Raw genomic sequence first — 15,765 nt, forward strand, 5'->3', positions numbered from 1 at the left:
GTTGATCTGGCCTAAAAATAAGCTGTAGTTTATTATATCACATATGTAAAACGGCCGTTAACAAATTGATTTCGGTTTATTTTTTCGCTTCGCTTTGCAAACTCCCGATGCCGGTCATGATTTGCGCTTCACCGCGAATCTTGATCATGGAAGTATGTTCGGTAAACTGTGCGACCAGCACTTCGCCATCATCCAGCATTTCCGTATGGTTCAGCTTCGTATCGGTACCCCTTGACAGCCCAATGACGCTCACCCCGTCCTGCAACGCTTTCACGACGATATAATCCGCCTGCGCCTCTGCTTTCATTTTCGGGCCTCCTTTTTATTCGTTTAAAAAACTTTTCATATATTCATCTTACCACAGCGCCGTTTACAGTCAAAGCGCCGGAAACGCCGCGCTCATGCTCTCCCCGGCTGTGCCGGGATTTCGCAGGCATTTGCCCCGGGAAAACGGGCATCCAAACGTATGCACGTTTCCCTTTTTCCGTTTTTTGGGCCCTGCTGTATTAAAAAAAGGCTGCCCAGGCAGCCTTTTTTCCGCTCAAAGCCAACCATATGTAATTACTTCACTGCGTCTTTAAGCGCTTTCCCCGGCTTGAATGCAGGCACTTTGCTTGCCGCAATGTCGATTTCCTCGCCGGTTTGCGGGTTTCTTCCTTTACGGGCAGCGCGTTCGCGCACTTCGAAATTACCAAACCCGATCAGTTGGACTTTATCTCCGTTTGCCAATGCATTTTGAATTGTATCAAAAATAGCGTCAACTGCTTTTGTCGTATCTTTTTTGGAAAGTTCGGTAGCTTCTGCCACTGCATTGATTAAATCCGTTTTATTCATTCCATTCACCTCCTCCAAAAGAAACGTAGAAGTCATTTCCAGTTTCTTCTCTTCAGTGTATACGGTTTTCCCTCATCATAAACGTTTAAAACCGGATAGAATCAGGCTTTTCAGCACCAATTCTGTTAAAAGATTATCATAATCGCAAGAGAGGTGCAAGAACTATTCGCTAACAAAGGAAAACTTTTCAACTTTTTTTCGGATTTAAAGTACTTTTCCCGAAAAATTCTAACTTGCGGCAAAAGATGCTCGTGTACGTATACAAAAAAGGGATACCGCGGTATCCCTCTTACAAAATAATGGCGATCAGGCCGCCTGACCCTTCGTTAATGATCCGTTCGAGCGTTTCTTTTAACTTATAGCGGGCATTTTCCGGCATAAGCGATAATTTTGCCTGAATGCCTTCCCTGACAATGGAACTTAAGTTACGCCCGAATATATCCGAATTCCAGATGGACAGCGGGTCATCTTCAAAATCCTGCATTAGGTACCGCACAAGCTCCTCGCTCTGCTTCTCCGTCCCGATGATCGGGGCAAATTCCGACTCGACATCGACTTTGATCATATGGATGGACGGCGCCACCGCCTTCAGCCGGACGCCGAAACGGGATCCCTGGCGGATGATTTCCGGCTCATCTAGGCTCATATCCTGCAGGGAAGGCGAGGCAATCCCGTAGCCGGTTTGTTTCACCATTTTCAGGGCATCGGAAATTTGGTCGTATTCCGATTTTGCATGGGCGAAATCCTGCATCAGCTCGAGCAGATGATCCTTGCCGCGGATTTCGACGCCGACGATTTCCTTTAAAACCTGGTCGTACAGTTCATCCGGCGCCTCGAGGTCGATTTCCGCCACCCCTTGCCCCATTTCAATGCCGGCAAGGCTTGCAGATTCAATAAATTCATATTCGTTAAAAGCCTGGACAACGCGGTCCACATCGCGCAGCCGCTTAATGTCTTTTACCGACTCTTTCACGGCGTCCTGATAATTTTCACGCAGCCAGTGGTTTTCTTTTAACACCATGACCCAGCTCGGCAGGTTCACATTGACTTCCAGTACCGGAAATTCGTACAGCGCTTCCCGCAGCACATTCAGCACATCGGCTTCACGCATGCTTTCCACTGACATGGCGAGCACCGGAAGATCATACTTTTCCTGCAATTCCGCCCTCAGCATTTCCGTCTCCGAATGATGCGGCTTTGCCGAATTGACAACAATGATAAACGGTTTGCCGACTTCTTTTAACTCGGCAACAACCCTTTCTTCCGCTTCCACGTAATCCTCACGCGGAATTTCGCCGATCGTGCCGTCTGTCGTGATCACAACCCCGATGCTTGAATGTTCCTGAATGACCTTTCTCGTGCCGATTTCCGCCGCTTCGTGGAAAGAAATCGGTTCTTCATACCACGGCGTATGGATCATGCGCGGGCCGTTTTCATCTTCATATCCTTTCGCGCCCGGAACCGTGTAGCCGACACAGTCGACAAGCCGGATGTTCACATCAAGCCCTTCGTCGACATGGACAGCAACCGCCTGGTTCGGCACAAATTTCGGTTCTGTCGTCATAATCGTTCTCCCAGCCGCGCTTTGCGGGAGTTCATCCTGCGCCCGGTTTCTGTCCGCTTCGTTTGTAATGTTCGGAAGCACAACGAGTTCCATGAATTTTTTAATAAAAGTGGATTTCCCCGTTCTGACGGCGCCCACGACCCCCAAATAAATATCGCCGCCCGTACGTTCTGCAATATCTTTAAAAATATCAACTTTTTCCAATTTGTTTCCCTCCCCACATTCGTTCCCGGGACACCATCATTCGCGCTGATGATAGGACATTATATGTGTATGATGTTGTCCGACCGCCTTATGTCTATAAAATGATTTTTTATAGATTTTCAAAAAGTTGCTGTACAGGATTTGCCCCTGTTTATTTTTTCAAAATTTTTCCTTACGAAGAGACGCAGGACCAAAAAATAAACCCTTTCTCTAACAATATATTGGGATGAGAAAGGGTTATGACTATTTTGCCATAAATACCGGTTCATTTTTTTGATTTACGGTGCAGGGAAGGGAATAAGCCGGTACAAACGGGGAGCCTTCAGTTAACAGCACGCGGATATCTTCCCCGGGTTTAAACGCCCGCTTGCCCGTTTTGAGCGCTTTTGCCAGATCAGCCCGGTAATCGACATAAATGCCGCCTCTCCCGGTAATGACAAACGGCAGTTTCCGGCCGGTATACGGAGACACCACGTACGGATCTGTTTTGTAACCGAGCTTTTTAAAATCTAAAGCGTATACATTTCTTGCAATCTCTTTTTTAAATGGCGGATAGCCCTGGGACGCAATCCGGATTTGCAAGTCTCTTATTTTCTCGGGTATTCTCGTATCAAACACTTTGACCGTCGGATGATGTTCCGGATCAAGGAGCACATATTGCAACGTGCCGCCGTTGTCATACGCATTTGCCGGCGGATCGGGCAGGTAGTTTTTCGGGCTTTTCAGCTTGTTGAAATCAATCGGGTATTTTAAATAGACCGGCGTATTTTGCGGCTTTGTCTTGATCGGAAGCAGGCCGCTATTGTCTTTCCGGTATTCATCTACAGCTTTTTGCACCATTTGAAGCTGCATGTCATCCGGCAGCCCGCTTTCTTTTTCCTGTGCCCCCGGATAAAGGCAGCCGCCTAAACTGATGCAGGCGCAAACAGCTACAAGCAATAGCAGCATATTTTTGAAGTGCAAAACGATCTCCCCCTCCGGTTAATTTGCCGGCCCGCTCAGCACGATATAAGCCATAATCAGGCCGCCCAGCGCCAGGCAGGCATACGCAATCACAGCAGCCGCCCATTTGAACAGTTTTTGTTTCAGCCTGTATCGGCTTGCAACAATCAATACCATCGCCAAACAGAGCAGGCCCATGCCAAAAAGCGAAATCCACATATTCGCCATCCCCCGGGACAAAACCATCTCCCCTTTCTCCCTTGTAAAATTCGTAAACTTTTCGGACTTCGGACATTATATCATAAGCTTTTGAAATGTTTCAATTTACGGCATAAAAAAGGCCGGGGCGAACGTCTGCCCCGGAGAAAAGGTTGACTATACCCAGCCTGCGCAGTTTAAAGCGAATTCTTTTTCCTTGCAGTTTATGCAACATGCATCCATCCGGTATCGTCCGAAAGCCTACCGGGACTTTTTTGCCAAGATGCCTAGTACTGTTCCCCCAGCATATCCATCAAACCTTCCATTTCATGTTTTTTCAGCCGGCCCATTAAATTGTCGACTGCTTCTTTCGGATCAAGTCCTTCAAATAAGACATGGTAAAGGGCATCGGTAATCGGCATTTTCACTTCGTACCGGCTGGAGAGCTGGTAAGCCGCCTTTGTTGTCCGGACGCCTTCCACGACCATTCCCATTTGTTCCAGCACATCATCGAGCTTTTTGCCTTTGCCGAGCATATTGCCGGCCCGCCAGTTCCGCGAGTGGACACTCGTACACGTCACGATCAGGTCGCCAATTCCGGCAAGCCCGAGAAAAGTGAGCGGATTTGCACCCATTTTAGTGCCGAGCCGGGCGATTTCCGCAAGCCCTCTTGTCATTAAAGCCGCTTTCGCATTGTCCCCGTAGCCGAGGCCGTCCGAAATGCCGGCTGCAAGCGCAATAATATTTTTCAGGGAACCGCCCAATTCGACGCCAATGATGTCGGGATTCGTATAGACGCGAAAATTCGAGTTCATAAAAATGTCCTGCGCTTTTTTGGCAGCTGCCATTTTTTTCGATGAAACGGTTACGGTCGTCGGATGGCGCAGGCTGACTTCTTCAGCATGGCTCGGCCCCGATAAAACCGTGAGATCCCGCAGCAACGATTCCGGCATTTCTTCTTCAATCATTTCCGAAATGCGCATCAGGGAACCCGGTTCAATCCCTTTCGTGACATGGATGATGGAAAGCGGGCTTTTCCGCACCGCTTTTACTTGCCTGCATACATCACGCACCGCTTTTGTAGGGACCGCCAGTACAGCGGTATCAATGTCGTCTAACGCTTCTTCAAGTGAAAAGATGCCGGTAATGGCAGATTGCAGCTGAATGCCCGGCAAATAAAACGCGTTTGTATGGGATGTATTGATTTCATCGATCTGGCCTTTTTTGTTTCCCCACAACCTGACCTGAAAGCCGTTATCAGCCAAAACAATCGACAAGGCAGTGCCCCAGCTCCCCGCGCCGAGCACTGCAATCGTTTTTTTGGACAAATGAAACACCCTCTTTATGTTTATTTACGCGCACGGGCGATGATGTGGATCGGCGTTCCGGTAAAACCAAACGCATCACGGATCCGATTTTCCAAAAACCGTTCGTACGAAAAATGCATCAATTCGGGATCATTGACAAACACAACGATCGTCGGCGGTTTGACGGAGACTTGCGTTGCATAAAAAATTTTCAGCCGCCGCCCTTTGTCCGTCGGCGTCGGATTCATCGCAACCGCATCCGTTATAACTTCATTCAGCACGCTGGACTTCACGCGCATCGCATGGTTCTCGCTGACCGTCTTAAGCAGCGGGAACAGCTGGTCCAGCCTCTTTTTCGTTTTTGCCGATACGTAAATGACCGGCGCATAATCAAGAAACTGAAAATGGTCCCGAATTTTCTGTGTAAACTGATTCATCGTTTTTTCATCTTTTTGAACGGCATCCCATTTGTTGACGACAATGATCACGCCGCGGCCCGCTTCATGGGCGTAGCCGGCAATCCGCTTATCCTGTTCGCGGATCCCTTCCTCGCCGTTTAAAACGACACAGACGACATCGGAACGCTCAATCGCCCTCAATGCGCGCAGCACACTGTATTTTTCCGTGTTTTCATACACTTTTCCTTTTTTGCGCATCCCTGCTGTATCAATCATAACATAAGTTTGATCTTCATAAGTATAGACGGTATCCACTGCGTCTCTTGTCGTCCCTTCTATGTCGCTAACAATGACGCGCTCTTCGCCGAGAATCGCATTAAACAGCGAAGATTTTCCGACGTTCGGCCTCCCGATGAAACAAAATTTAATGACATCTTCCCCGTACTCCTCGTCCGCTTTTTCCGGAAAATGTTTGACAACTGCATCGAGCAGGTCGCCAAGGCCGAGGCCGTGTGCGCCTGATATCGGGAAAGGATCGCCAAAACCGAGGGCGTAAAAATCATAAATCTGGGTGCGCATCTCGGGATTGTCGACCTTGTTCACTGCCAGAACGACCGGCTTTTTTGACCGGTACAATATTTTGGCGACCATTTCATCCGCAGAAGTCACGCCTTCTCTGCCGCTTGTGATAAAAATGATCACATCCGCTTCCTGGATGGCGATTTCAGCCTGCTGCCGGATCTGCTCGAGGAACGGTTCATCCCCGATATCAATGCCGCCTGTATCAATCACGTTAAATTCGTGTGTCAGCCATTCAGCCGGACTGTATATGCGGTCCCTTGTCACTCCCGGAACATCTTCCACAATCGAAACGCGCTCTCCTACAATTCGGTTAAAAATGGTAGATTTGCCTACATTCGGGCGTCCGACAATTGCCACAACCGGTTTTGCCATACGATTCACCCTTTCTGTTCCGTTTTCGCAAAACAAATCAACTTTAGTAGTTTATCAATATTTTCTTGTTCAAGCAATATGCCGTAATTCATCCTGGCTTTTCCTTTTTTGCCGCTCTTTCTGAGATGAGATTCAAGGCGGTATCGATGAAATGCCAGCCGCACGCGTAGAGGAGAAAAAGCCCGGCGATATCGAGATATGCCGCAGATCCTGCCGTAATATGGAAATCCCATTTTGCAAGCACGAGCGCATACAGGATTTCCCCTTGTGCCGTACCGGTGAGTGCAGCGGCAACAGCATCCATTTTTGAGCGAAAAAGCAAATGGACAAGGATAAACAAAAACAGGCTATAGCAAATAGTACGCCAGGCAAACATCCAGACCGGATCGTACAGTTCAAATAACAACAGGCCTGCATAACCTGTCATCACGATGAAGACGCCGGCGAGCCGGACCAAAAGTGCCCATTTCGAAAATCTGCCGAAGTACCCATAACCGGCAGCCATAATGACGATGAGCGCCCAGCTCATATCAAGACGGCCCACCGCCGCTTGATGCGGAAAGGCAATCAAAAGCAGCAAAGCAACCAGTGCTGCCGGAAACCGCAAAGGGTGATCCCTTTCCAGCAAAAATGTCGCCCAAATCCATACCGCCCACATCACCCCCAAAAAAAATGCTCCTTCCACGGTGCACCCTCCTTTATCTCCATTATGGGAAAGATTGCACCGGGTTAACCGCAAGTTTTTCGCTTTTTTCAGGCATACTACAAGCGGGGGTGAATGGGCAATGGGAAAAGACCGCCAGGAGAAAAAACTGCGCCAAAGCGGGCGTGTAGAAAGCGACCGTGACCAAGCGCTCCATTACGGAGGGGCAACCCGCCTCGAAAGCGCTGACGCAGCACGCAAACGGCAGTAAAGAAAACGGTTTATAGAAAAGACAAAGCGCAAAAAAGCTGAGCGGCACCGGCAACCCGGGCGCCGCTCAGCTTTTCCATTCCATCCGGACATTTTTACTGTTTAAATTTCTTCAACTGGTCCCCAATCATATCCCCGAGCTGGAACCCGGTATTTTCTTCAGGCAGGTCATAATCAGAAGCTTCTGTATCGGCCTGTTCCAGTTCTTTCATGCTTAAGGACAAGCGGTGTGCCTGTTCGTTGACATCGAGCACTTTCACCTGCACTTCCTGTCCTTCCCTTAACACTTCATGCGGGGTGGACACATGCTTATGGGAAATTTGTGAAATATGAACAAGCCCTTCAACGCCCGGGAATACTTCTACAAACGCCCCGAACGAAACTAGGCGTTTTACCGTTCCTGTAAGGACAGTCCCTTTCGGCGCTTTCTGTTCAATGCCTTCCCAAGGGCCCGGAAGCGTATCCTTGATGGACAAGGAAATCCGCCCGTTGTCCCGGTCCACCGACAACACTTTCACTTTGACTTGCTCTCCTTCTTGGACGACATCGGACGGCGTTTCCACCCGTTCGTGCGCAAGCTGGGAAATATGGACAAGGCCGTCAATTCCGCCGATATCGACAAAAGCGCCGAAACTCGTCAGCCTTTGCACGGTCCCTTCCAGCACCTGGCCTGCTTCGAGATGGTCAAGGATATCCTGGCGTTTTTCTTCTTTTTCTTTTTCCACAACAGCTCGGTGTGATAAAATCAACCGGTTTTTGTCTTCGTCCAGTTCAACGATCAAAAAGGGCAATGTCTTCCCTTTATAGTCGGAGAAGTCTTCAACAAAGTGGTCCTCGACAAGGGACGCAGGAACAAAGCCGCGGACACCCAAATCGACAACAAGGCCGCCTTTTACCACTTCATTGACTTCCGCTTCAATGATTTCCTGGTTTTCAAATTTTTCCTTCAGCTCATCCCAGGCTTTTTCAGCATCATATTTCCGTTTGGAAAGAATGACGGCGTCTTCTTCCACTTTCGTAACGACGAGATTCAGCTCGTCCCCTTCTTTCACGGCATCTGATGCGGTTTCAATATGGAGATTGGAAAGCTCGCTGATCGGAATAATCCCGTCCACTTTGCTGCCTTCAATGGAAACGAGCACTTGCTTTTCCTCCACTTTGACAACCGATGCTTTCACTTTATCCCCTACAGAAAGGGACCGTACTTCTATTTCATTCATTTCGTCTGACATATGTACTTCCTCCTTATCCGGCGCTTCAACTACCATTGAATATACCCGTTCTTTTCAAATTAATTCGTATAATTCAAAAAGAAACGCTTTCCTATCAAATTTCTAACATCTTTTACTTTTTGTCAAGTAAAGAAGCCGATTGCTGCTGTGCCATTTTTTCTTTTGCCATCGCAAGAATCTTTCCGGCAACTTCATCAATATCCATGCTTGTCGTGTCCAGTTCTACGGCGTCCGCCGCTTTAGAGAGCGGTGAAACTTCCCGTTCGGAATCCAGCCTGTCCCTTTCCTCAATCTCCTGTTTTAAACGGCTGAGGTCTGAAGGGATCCCTTTTGCAACATTTTCGGCATGGCGCCGCTTTGCGCGCTCATCGGCGCTGGCTAGCAAAAAAATTTTCAATTCGGCATCCGGCAGTACTTTTGTCCCGATATCCCGGCCGTCCATGACAACGCCGCCACCGCGGGCGAGCATCCGCTGCCGCTTGACCATTTCTTCACGGACAACGGCATGCTTTGAAACAGCCGAAACTGCTCTCGTCACTTCCCTTTCCCTGATCTTGCCGGTTACGTCTTCACCGTCGACAAAAACGACCTGGCCGTTTTCCCCCGGCTCCAGGCGGATATTTGTCTTGTACAAAAGTTCGGCAAGCGCATTGCCGTCTTCAAGGTCCGTTCCGTACTGCAGCGCTTTATAAGTAAGCGACCGGTACATTGCCCCTGTATCAATGTAAATATATTGCAACTGCTCGGCAACTTTTTTCGCCGCCGTGCTTTTCCCTGCAGCAGCAGGACCGTCGATGGCAATATTGATTTTTTTCATACAACGATTTCACCCTATTCTCTCTTGTTGCATATACCCGTTTTTTGGGCAGATAAAAGGATACACCCTTTTTATAGTGTACCATAAAATGGTGAATCCTCCTATCCATGAAATGCAAGTTTTATCCGGAAAGCCCCTTTTTACGGAGCAAAAGCTGCTGCTCGAAGCAAAAACGCAGGATATACTGCCTCTCTTTCGCGCTTGTATTTTTAAACTGGAGCGAGGCCCCTGTTTTTCCGCCGGTTTCAAACAGCCTAACGACGGAAAAATGCAGCTGTAAGTATTGGTAACCTTCTTTTAGCGGCAGGACAAGAAGCGCTTTTCCTGTTTCATGCTCCCTTGGGCGGATATCATCAGGCAAATAGACCGCACAGCCGCCCGAACTGATGTCTTTTGTAACTGCCGTTGTTTTCAAATTGGATTCCGGAAAGGTGAGGGCAATATCGAGTGCGGCGTCTACCCTGACATACTGCCGTCGCTGGATTTTGCGCACATCTTCCGGATCAGGAGCGGATAAAATGAGCATCGGGATATTGCCGAGTTCCCTGCCGGTTACTTTTGATGAAAACCGGTAAGGAATCTGGCCGTCCGAAACGAAATCAACGAGCAGCCCCTGGCCGAGCAGCAAAAATACGGTCCGGTTTGTTTCCATGTCGATCGGGTAATCAATATAAATTTTATCCTCTTTTATATCCGCAATTTTACATCTATATCTTTTACCTGTATCTTTATCTTCCAGTGTGAGTTCCAGCCCGACTTTTAACATCTTCCCAAACCCCTTTTATAGATTCCAATCTTATTATGACACAGGCTGGGCAGTTTTGTATTCTTTTTTCGCGTTTCATTTCATTTTTTGCCAAAAGGCCCGGCTGTACGCCGGGCAATGCTCATATGGACTTGCCGTATGCTCTTTCCGTGTTTTTCAGCTTTTCCACTTTTTCTTCGTTGCCGTTTTCCGCGTTGATATAAATCCGGTACGTTTCATCATGCAACACGCCGAGAAATTCATAACAAAGCACTTCCCGGTTCATGTCGCCGGTCATGATCGCAAGGCGGCTTTCCATAATGTCAAGCTTCGGATTCACACGGGACCTTGCTTCTTTTTCGCTGATGGCGGGCTTTGGAATATCCCTTTTTTGATGGCTTTTCAGAAAATCATCCGCTACAAACCCGATCACCTGGCCGTTGTCAAGCGCCACTTTTAATTTGACCGTTTCCGGATAAATGCGGACATTCCCCTGTTTCGCAGCGAAAGAAAAAACACCGACGTTGTCATATTGTGTGCTTTCAAACATGTCCATTTTCTCAAAATGGTGCCGGTTTAAAAAATCCGCCGCTTTCTTTTGGGCCTCGTTTAAACTGATTTTTTGCTTTCCCACCGGACGCTTGTTGAAAAACCAGACCGGGTATCCCCCTTTCCGCGTCACATCTGCGGTTGTTTCATTGCCGTTTTTGTCTTTTATACGGACGGTGTAAAAAGAAAAACGGGCGCCTTTTTGATTCGGTTTGGCTTCCGCCTGGCGGGCCGTTTTGAGTCCGGCGTATTGTTTTACAGTGGCGACCGCCTGTTTTTTGCTGATCATTTTTCCTTCCAGGTGCTCATAATGGTCATCGCGGTTTTGGAAACTCGTAAAAGACGGGCTGTTCAAATCGGCATTGTCATAGCCTTTGACCGTCCTTTCGACCGTCTTAAAGCCGTCGATGATCGTGTTATCCTTCGTTTCTTTTCCTTGGGCAAGGGCGCGTTCCACGTCCATCCAGCGGAGATTGTGCTTTAAAACATTATTTTGCACGCCCCGGAGCTGGTCCTGGATATCCGCGCTCTGGCCGTACAGTTTTTTCAGTGAAGCATACTCTTTATCGGATAGAGGTTCTTTATCCAAATCGCGCACCGCCGTCCGGTAGCTGAAATTCCCGATATTAGTCAGAAATTCTTCCGTTTTATGAAAAGGCAGAAGCGATAACGGAAGTTGGCCGACATCCGCATGCGCTTCTGATGTCAGGCGCCATACTTCAGCCAGTGCCGGTGAAAGGGACTTGCGTGAGTTCATGGCGAGGGTGTTTCCGATTTCATCATGCAAAAGGTCCATTCTGTATGCAAGGTCATGAAAAGCCCTTTGATACGTGCTTTCTGCATTTAACAAGACCGCCTCTTTTTCACGGTGCTCTTTATATGCCCAGGCAGCAGTCCCGCAAAGCCCGAGGGCAAGCACAACAATCATTGCCCGTTTCAGCATATTCATTTCCCCCTCTTATTTACAAAAAATATGTTTGCCGATTCGTTTGATTTGCGGCCTTGACCAGATCCACTTGCTTGTTGCGGTCGCCGGATTAAAATAATACAGCGCATTACCGGACGGATCCCAGCCATTGATCGCATCGAGGACGGCTTTTTTTGCCGTATCATTCGGCGCAAGCCAGATCTGCCCGTCGGAAACACAGGTAAACGCACCCGGTTCGAAAATCACCCCCGAGATGGTGTTTGGAAAAGACGGGCTGTCAATACGGTTTAAAATAACAGCCGCCACGGCCACCTGCCCTTCATACGGTTCGCCGCGCGCCTCCCCGTAAACCGCTTGCGACAAAAGGCGAATATCGTTTTGCGAAAATCCGTTCGGCACATTGGTAGCGGTTTGGACGGGTTTTTTGGCTGCCGTTTTCGGTGCCTGCTTTTTTGTGCCGCCGTAATACGTGAATTTTTTCCCGCTTGCAACCATGGACTTTACGTATGCCGCATCGTATTTTGACGCTTTGACGAGTTTCGCTTTGACGCCCGGGCCGGCGAGGCCGTCAACAGGCATTCCGTATGCCTTCTGGAAATTTCTTAAAGCCCAGTAAGTGCTGTAACCAAACACCCCGTCAATCGTTCCTTTATAGTAACCGATGTACTGCAGCCTCGCCTGCAGTTCAATCACATCATCCCCGACCGCTCCTTTTTGAATCACCTGATTCGAAAACGCCCGGGCCGTCCCGCTTGTGCCAAAAGAAAACAAGGCCAATACGGCACAAAGCAGCAACATGTATTTTAAGCGATTTTTTCCAATCATACCGCACCCCCCAAAAACTTTAAGCATTATCCGTAGTTTCTGGAGAAGGCGGCAATTTTATGCAAGACATAAAAAAACAACCGGCGATTGATCCGGTTGTTTTGCCCATTATCATAATTGTTGTGTCCCTGCCGCATCCTGCGCAAAATGTTTGGCAGAAAGGCTGTGCGCCTGCTTTGCTTTTTTCAGGCCGAGCCACCAAAGCCCGAGCATAAACGGTACCATAAAATACAGCCATTTTTGCTGGGTGAGCATGATCCAGTCGTAAAAACCGTGCAGGATCACCGGCACCATAAAAGAAAAAAGGAACCAGCACTTTTTGCGCGGGGAGAATCTGGATTTTCCCATATAAAAGCCCATCATGACACCGAAAATGGCATGGCTTGATACAGGAAGAAGCGCACGCCCGAACGCCAGGTCAACGCCGCCCGAAAAAAGCGATAAAATATTTTCGAGCGTGGCAAATCCGAGCGAGACGCTGACGCCGTAAACGATGCCGTCAAAAGGTTCATCAAATTCCCGGTTAAAAAACACAATAGCGGCCAAACACAGCCACTTGCAAAGTTCCTCCGGCAAAGCGGAATGGAGGAAAGCATGCCAGATGCTGCCCGAAAAGAGATGCTCCCGTTCGAGGATAAACTGCAAAAACATAACCGGCAGCGTGACAAGCGCACCGTATAAAAACGCTTTTGCAACAACAAGTATCGGCTCTGGCTCAAACTGGTCCCGCAAATAAAAATAGCATAGCAGGGCAAGTCCGGGGGCGATGCCGGCTGACAAAAGGACAAGCATATCGAAACCTCGCTTTTTGCAAAACTCAAATGATCCGTGCCAAGTCATTTGTTTTCATCGTAACATGAAAAAGCCGGAAAAGAAATACTGCCCCCCGAAAAAACCCTTTAATTTCCTTTTTGCAAGAGAGCCTCCCGGTTTTTGATCGCTGTGGCAATTACACCGCCATGGAAACGTCCGTTTTCAATAAAAATCTCATTGGCATTGTTTCCGGCAGCAAGCACGCCCGCAATAAAAATCCCTTCAACATTCGTTTCCATTGTCTCTTCGTTGTAATGCGGGCGGCCTGTTTCCGGGTCAACGTCCACTCCCATTTTCCGCAAAAACGTATGATCCGGATGATAACCGACCATCGCAAATACAAAATCATTCCGGATCTCTTTCACTTCTCCGCCTGCTTCGTATACAACGCTCTGTTCTTTAATTTCTTTTACGTGCGCCTGAAATTCCATTTTCACTTTCCCGTGGCGGATAAGCGAATCAAATTCAGGCAATATCCACGGTTTAATGCTTTCGGAATAATGATCGCCGCGGTACAGCACGGTCACACGGGCACCCGCCTTGTGAAGCTCAATGGCAGCGTCCACAGCCGAGTTTTTTCCGCCGATCACACAAACATCGGTGTCAAAAAACGGATGGGCTTCTTTAAAATAATGGTACACTTTGTTTAAATCTTCCCCCGGAACATCCAGCCTGTTCGGATTGTCGTAATAGCCGGTTGCGACGACCACATAAGGCGTCTCATATTGGCCTTTTGTCGTCGTAATGGAAAAGGTTCCGCGTTTCTTTTCGACACGGAGCGCTTCTTCAAACCGGTGGATGCGAAGGGCCTTCAGTTTCGCCACTTCACGGTAGTATGTAAGCGCTTGGTTGCGTTTCGGCTTTAAATTTTCGGTAATAAACGGCACATCACCAATTGCAAGCCGGTCGCTTGAACTGAAAAAAGTCTGGTGCGTCGGATACCGGTAAATCGCATTGACGACATTTCCTTTTTCCAGTATAAGCGGATGTTTCCCGATTTCCTGCAGGCTGATTGCAGCAGCCAATCCGCAAGGGCCGCCGCCGATAATAATACAATCTTCTTTTCGCATGTTTGTCCACTCATCCTTTTTTCGTATCTGCCTTTTCGTTTTCATCCGTTTATTTAAAAATCTCCCACCGTGAACACGACAGGAGATTTCAGCCTTTCCTTCTTCTGAACCTGTAAAGCCCCGTTTGCTGCCCAGCTGGAGCCGGCTTTCGGAAACTCTAAATCCAGCCTCTGAACCGCGAAGCTTCCGCCACTCTTCTCACACCGATCATATAAGCGGCAAGCCGCATGTTCACCCGGCGTGAGCGGGAAGTATTGTAGACCGTATTAAACGCCTGGACAAGCACTTTTTCAAGCTTTTCTTCCACTTCTTCCTCCGTCCAGTAATACCCCTGGTTATTTTGTACCCATTCAAAATACGAAACTGTGACGCCCCCTGCAGATGCGAGCACATCCGGAACGAGCAGAATGCCGCGGTTGGTTAAAATTTCGGTTGCTTCAAGCGTTGTCGGACCGTTTGCTGCTTCCACCACGATTTTCGCCCGGATATTATGGGCGTTTTCTTCTGTAATTTGGTTTTCAATGGCGGCCGGAACGAGAATATCGCAATCCAGTTCAAGCAATTCCTTGTTCGTAATCGTATTTTTAAACAGGGTTGTAACCGTCCCGAAACTGTCGCGGCGGTCGAGCAAATAGTCAATATCGAGGCCTTCCGGATCATGCAGCGCGCCGTATGCGTCGGATATGCCGATCACTTTTGCGCCCGCATCATGCATAAATTTTGCAAGGAAACTTCCGGCATTGCCGAACCCCTGAATGACAACCCTGGCGCCTTTTAAATCAATCCCTTTTTTTCTGGCCGCTTCACGGATGCAGATGGTTACCCCTTTGGCCGTAGCGGATTCGCGGCCGTGCGAACCACCAAGCACAAGCGGTTTTCCTGTGATAAAGCCCGGCGAATTGAATTCGTCAATCCGGCTATACTCATCCATCATCCAGGCCATAATCTGCGAATTTGTAAACACGTCCGGTGCCGGAATGTCTTTCGTTGGGCCGACAATCTGGCTGATCGCCCGGACATAGCCGCGGCTCAAATTCTCAAGCTCGCGGAAAGACATTTTCCGCGGATCGCAGATAATGCCACCTTTTCCTCCCCCATACGGCAGATTCACAATGCCGCATTTCAGCGTCATCCAGATAGATAAGGCTTTCACTTCATTTTCCGTCACATCCGGGTGAAACCGGACGCCTCCTTTGGTCGGGCCGACAGCATCATTGTGCTGCGCGCGATACCCCGTAAAAATCTTAACCGTACCATCATCCATTCTGACGGGAATTTTAACCGTTAACATACGGACCGGCTCTTTTAAAAGTTCGTATACTTCTTCAGGGTATCCAAGCTTTTCAAGAGCTTCGTGAATAATTGTCTGTGTCGATTTCAGCACATCTCGACTTGCTTCCATTGTTTGATGATCTGCGCCCTTTTCGGCTGCCATTATCGCAAACCTCCTAGATACGAAAGAAATATCTGCT

General features: G+C 48.4%; 17 protein-coding genes. 1 reads left to right on the forward strand and 16 read right to left on the reverse strand.

Going from position 1 to position 15,765, the window contains the following annotated elements; translation table 11 throughout:
• Window positions 1-76: 76 nt before the first annotated feature.
• From mtrB to NST70_RS08600, 8 genes are all read right to left on the reverse strand, one after another.
• A complete protein-coding gene (gene mtrB / locus NST70_RS08565; protein WP_017550470.1) occupies window positions 77-307 on the reverse strand; it encodes a trp RNA-binding attenuation protein MtrB in 231 nt (76 codons plus the stop codon).
• A gap of 254 nt (window positions 308-561) precedes the next feature.
• Window positions 562-834, reverse strand: a complete 273-nt coding sequence (locus tag NST70_RS08570; protein ID WP_013859513.1) for an HU family DNA-binding protein — start codon at window positions 832-834, stop codon at window positions 562-564.
• A 289-nt stretch (window positions 835-1,123) separates the two neighbouring features.
• A complete protein-coding gene (gene spoIVA, locus NST70_RS08575) occupies window positions 1,124-2,602 on the reverse strand; it encodes a stage IV sporulation protein A (protein ID WP_014098155.1) in 1,479 nt (492 codons plus the stop codon).
• Window positions 2,603-2,845: 243 nt separating this feature from the next.
• Window positions 2,846-3,565 carry a hypothetical protein gene (locus NST70_RS08580; protein WP_014098154.1) on the reverse strand — a complete coding sequence of 240 codons (720 nt, stop codon included), beginning with the start codon at window positions 3,563-3,565 and terminating at the stop codon, window positions 2,846-2,848.
• Window positions 3,566-3,583: 18 nt separating this feature from the next.
• Complete coding sequence (locus tag NST70_RS08585; protein ID WP_014098153.1) at window positions 3,584-3,790, reverse strand: DUF2768 domain-containing protein; 207 nt, start codon at window positions 3,788-3,790, stop codon at window positions 3,584-3,586.
• 239 nt (window positions 3,791-4,029) lie between these two features.
• Window positions 4,030-5,070, reverse strand: coding sequence for an NAD(P)H-dependent glycerol-3-phosphate dehydrogenase (locus NST70_RS08590; protein ID WP_014098152.1), 1,041 nt, complete (start codon window positions 5,068-5,070; stop codon window positions 4,030-4,032).
• Between the two features lie 20 nt (window positions 5,071-5,090).
• Window positions 5,091-6,401 (reverse strand): ribosome biogenesis GTPase Der, encoded by a 1,311-nt coding sequence (gene der, locus NST70_RS08595; protein ID WP_014098151.1) that lies wholly within the window; start codon window positions 6,399-6,401, stop codon window positions 5,091-5,093.
• Between the two features lie 88 nt (window positions 6,402-6,489).
• Window positions 6,490-7,086, reverse strand: coding sequence for a hypothetical protein (locus NST70_RS08600; RefSeq protein ID WP_017550473.1), 597 nt, complete (start codon window positions 7,084-7,086; stop codon window positions 6,490-6,492).
• A 100-nt stretch (window positions 7,087-7,186) separates the two neighbouring features.
• On the opposite strand from NST70_RS08600, the gene NST70_RS08605 reads away from it, so the two are divergent.
• A complete protein-coding gene (locus tag NST70_RS08605) occupies window positions 7,187-7,315 on the forward strand; it encodes a YpzI family protein (protein WP_014098149.1) in 129 nt (42 codons plus the stop codon).
• A 94-nt stretch (window positions 7,316-7,409) separates the two neighbouring features.
• On the opposite strand, the gene rpsA is transcribed toward NST70_RS08605, so the two are convergent.
• From rpsA to NST70_RS08645, 8 genes are all read right to left on the reverse strand, one after another.
• On the reverse strand, window positions 7,410-8,546 hold the full coding sequence (gene rpsA / locus NST70_RS08610) for a 30S ribosomal protein S1 (RefSeq protein WP_014098148.1): 1,137 nt from the start codon (window positions 8,544-8,546) through the stop codon (window positions 7,410-7,412).
• Between the two features lie 112 nt (window positions 8,547-8,658).
• Window positions 8,659-9,363 (reverse strand): (d)CMP kinase, encoded by a 705-nt coding sequence (gene cmk, locus NST70_RS08615; RefSeq protein WP_017550474.1) that lies wholly within the window; start codon window positions 9,361-9,363, stop codon window positions 8,659-8,661.
• 121 nt (window positions 9,364-9,484) lie between these two features.
• On the reverse strand, window positions 9,485-10,129 hold the full coding sequence (locus NST70_RS08620; RefSeq protein WP_014098146.1) for a flagellar brake domain-containing protein: 645 nt from the start codon (window positions 10,127-10,129) through the stop codon (window positions 9,485-9,487).
• 121 nt (window positions 10,130-10,250) lie between these two features.
• A complete protein-coding gene (gene ypeB / locus NST70_RS08625) occupies window positions 10,251-11,600 on the reverse strand; it encodes a germination protein YpeB (protein ID WP_035184684.1) in 1,350 nt (449 codons plus the stop codon).
• 15 nt (window positions 11,601-11,615) lie between these two features.
• Window positions 11,616-12,410, reverse strand: a complete 795-nt coding sequence (gene sleB / locus NST70_RS08630) for a spore cortex-lytic enzyme (protein ID WP_014098143.1) — start codon at window positions 12,408-12,410, stop codon at window positions 11,616-11,618.
• A gap of 111 nt (window positions 12,411-12,521) precedes the next feature.
• Window positions 12,522-13,202, reverse strand: a complete 681-nt coding sequence (gene prsW, locus NST70_RS08635) for a glutamic-type intramembrane protease PrsW (RefSeq protein ID WP_014098142.1) — start codon at window positions 13,200-13,202, stop codon at window positions 12,522-12,524.
• Window positions 13,203-13,309: 107 nt separating this feature from the next.
• Window positions 13,310-14,293: a YpdA family putative bacillithiol disulfide reductase gene (locus NST70_RS08640; RefSeq protein ID WP_014098141.1), complete on the reverse strand. Its 984-nt coding sequence runs from the start codon at window positions 14,291-14,293 to the stop codon at window positions 13,310-13,312.
• Between the two features lie 157 nt (window positions 14,294-14,450).
• Window positions 14,451-15,728: a Glu/Leu/Phe/Val dehydrogenase gene (locus NST70_RS08645; protein ID WP_014098140.1), complete on the reverse strand. Its 1,278-nt coding sequence runs from the start codon at window positions 15,726-15,728 to the stop codon at window positions 14,451-14,453.
• Between the last annotated feature and the right edge of the window lie 37 nt (window positions 15,729-15,765).

Source organism: Weizmannia sp. FSL K6-0777, assembly GCF_038593185.1.
GTDB classification, from domain to species: Bacteria; Bacillota; Bacilli; order Bacillales; family Bacillaceae_C; genus Weizmannia; species Weizmannia faecalis.

Bases quoted from the DNA above. Each gene is read 5' to 3' on its own strand.
- mtrB (WP_017550470.1), bottom strand. From the start codon at position 307: ATGAAAGCAGAGGCGCAGGCGGATTATATCGTCGTGAAAGCGTTGCAG.
- NST70_RS08570 (WP_013859513.1), bottom strand. From the start codon at position 834: ATGAATAAAACGGATTTAATCAATGCAGTGGCAGAAGCTACCGAACTT.
- NST70_RS08585 (WP_014098153.1), bottom strand. From the start codon at position 3,790: ATGGTTTTGTCCCGGGGGATGGCGAATATGTGGATTTCGCTTTTTGGC.
- der (WP_014098151.1), bottom strand. From the start codon at position 6,401: ATGGCAAAACCGGTTGTGGCAATTGTCGGACGCCCGAATGTAGGCAAA.
- NST70_RS08605 (WP_014098149.1), top strand. From the start codon at position 7,187: ATGGGAAAAGACCGCCAGGAGAAAAAACTGCGCCAAAGCGGGCGTGTA.
- rpsA (WP_014098148.1), bottom strand. From the start codon at position 8,546: ATGTCAGACGAAATGAATGAAATAGAAGTACGGTCCCTTTCTGTAGGG.
- cmk (WP_017550474.1), bottom strand. From the start codon at position 9,363: ATGAAAAAAATCAATATTGCCATCGACGGTCCTGCTGCTGCAGGGAAA.
- NST70_RS08620 (WP_014098146.1), bottom strand. From the start codon at position 10,129: ATGTTAAAAGTCGGGCTGGAACTCACACTGGAAGATAAAGATACAGGT.
- ypeB (WP_035184684.1), bottom strand. From the start codon at position 11,600: ATGCTGAAACGGGCAATGATTGTTGTGCTTGCCCTCGGGCTTTGCGGG.
- sleB (WP_014098143.1), bottom strand. From the start codon at position 12,410: ATGATTGGAAAAAATCGCTTAAAATACATGTTGCTGCTTTGTGCCGTA.
- prsW (WP_014098142.1), bottom strand. From the start codon at position 13,202: ATGCTTGTCCTTTTGTCAGCCGGCATCGCCCCCGGACTTGCCCTGCTA.
- NST70_RS08640 (WP_014098141.1), bottom strand. From the start codon at position 14,293: ATGCGAAAAGAAGATTGTATTATTATCGGCGGCGGCCCTTGCGGATTG.
- NST70_RS08645 (WP_014098140.1), bottom strand. From the start codon at position 15,728: ATGGCAGCCGAAAAGGGCGCAGATCATCAAACAATGGAAGCAAGTCGA.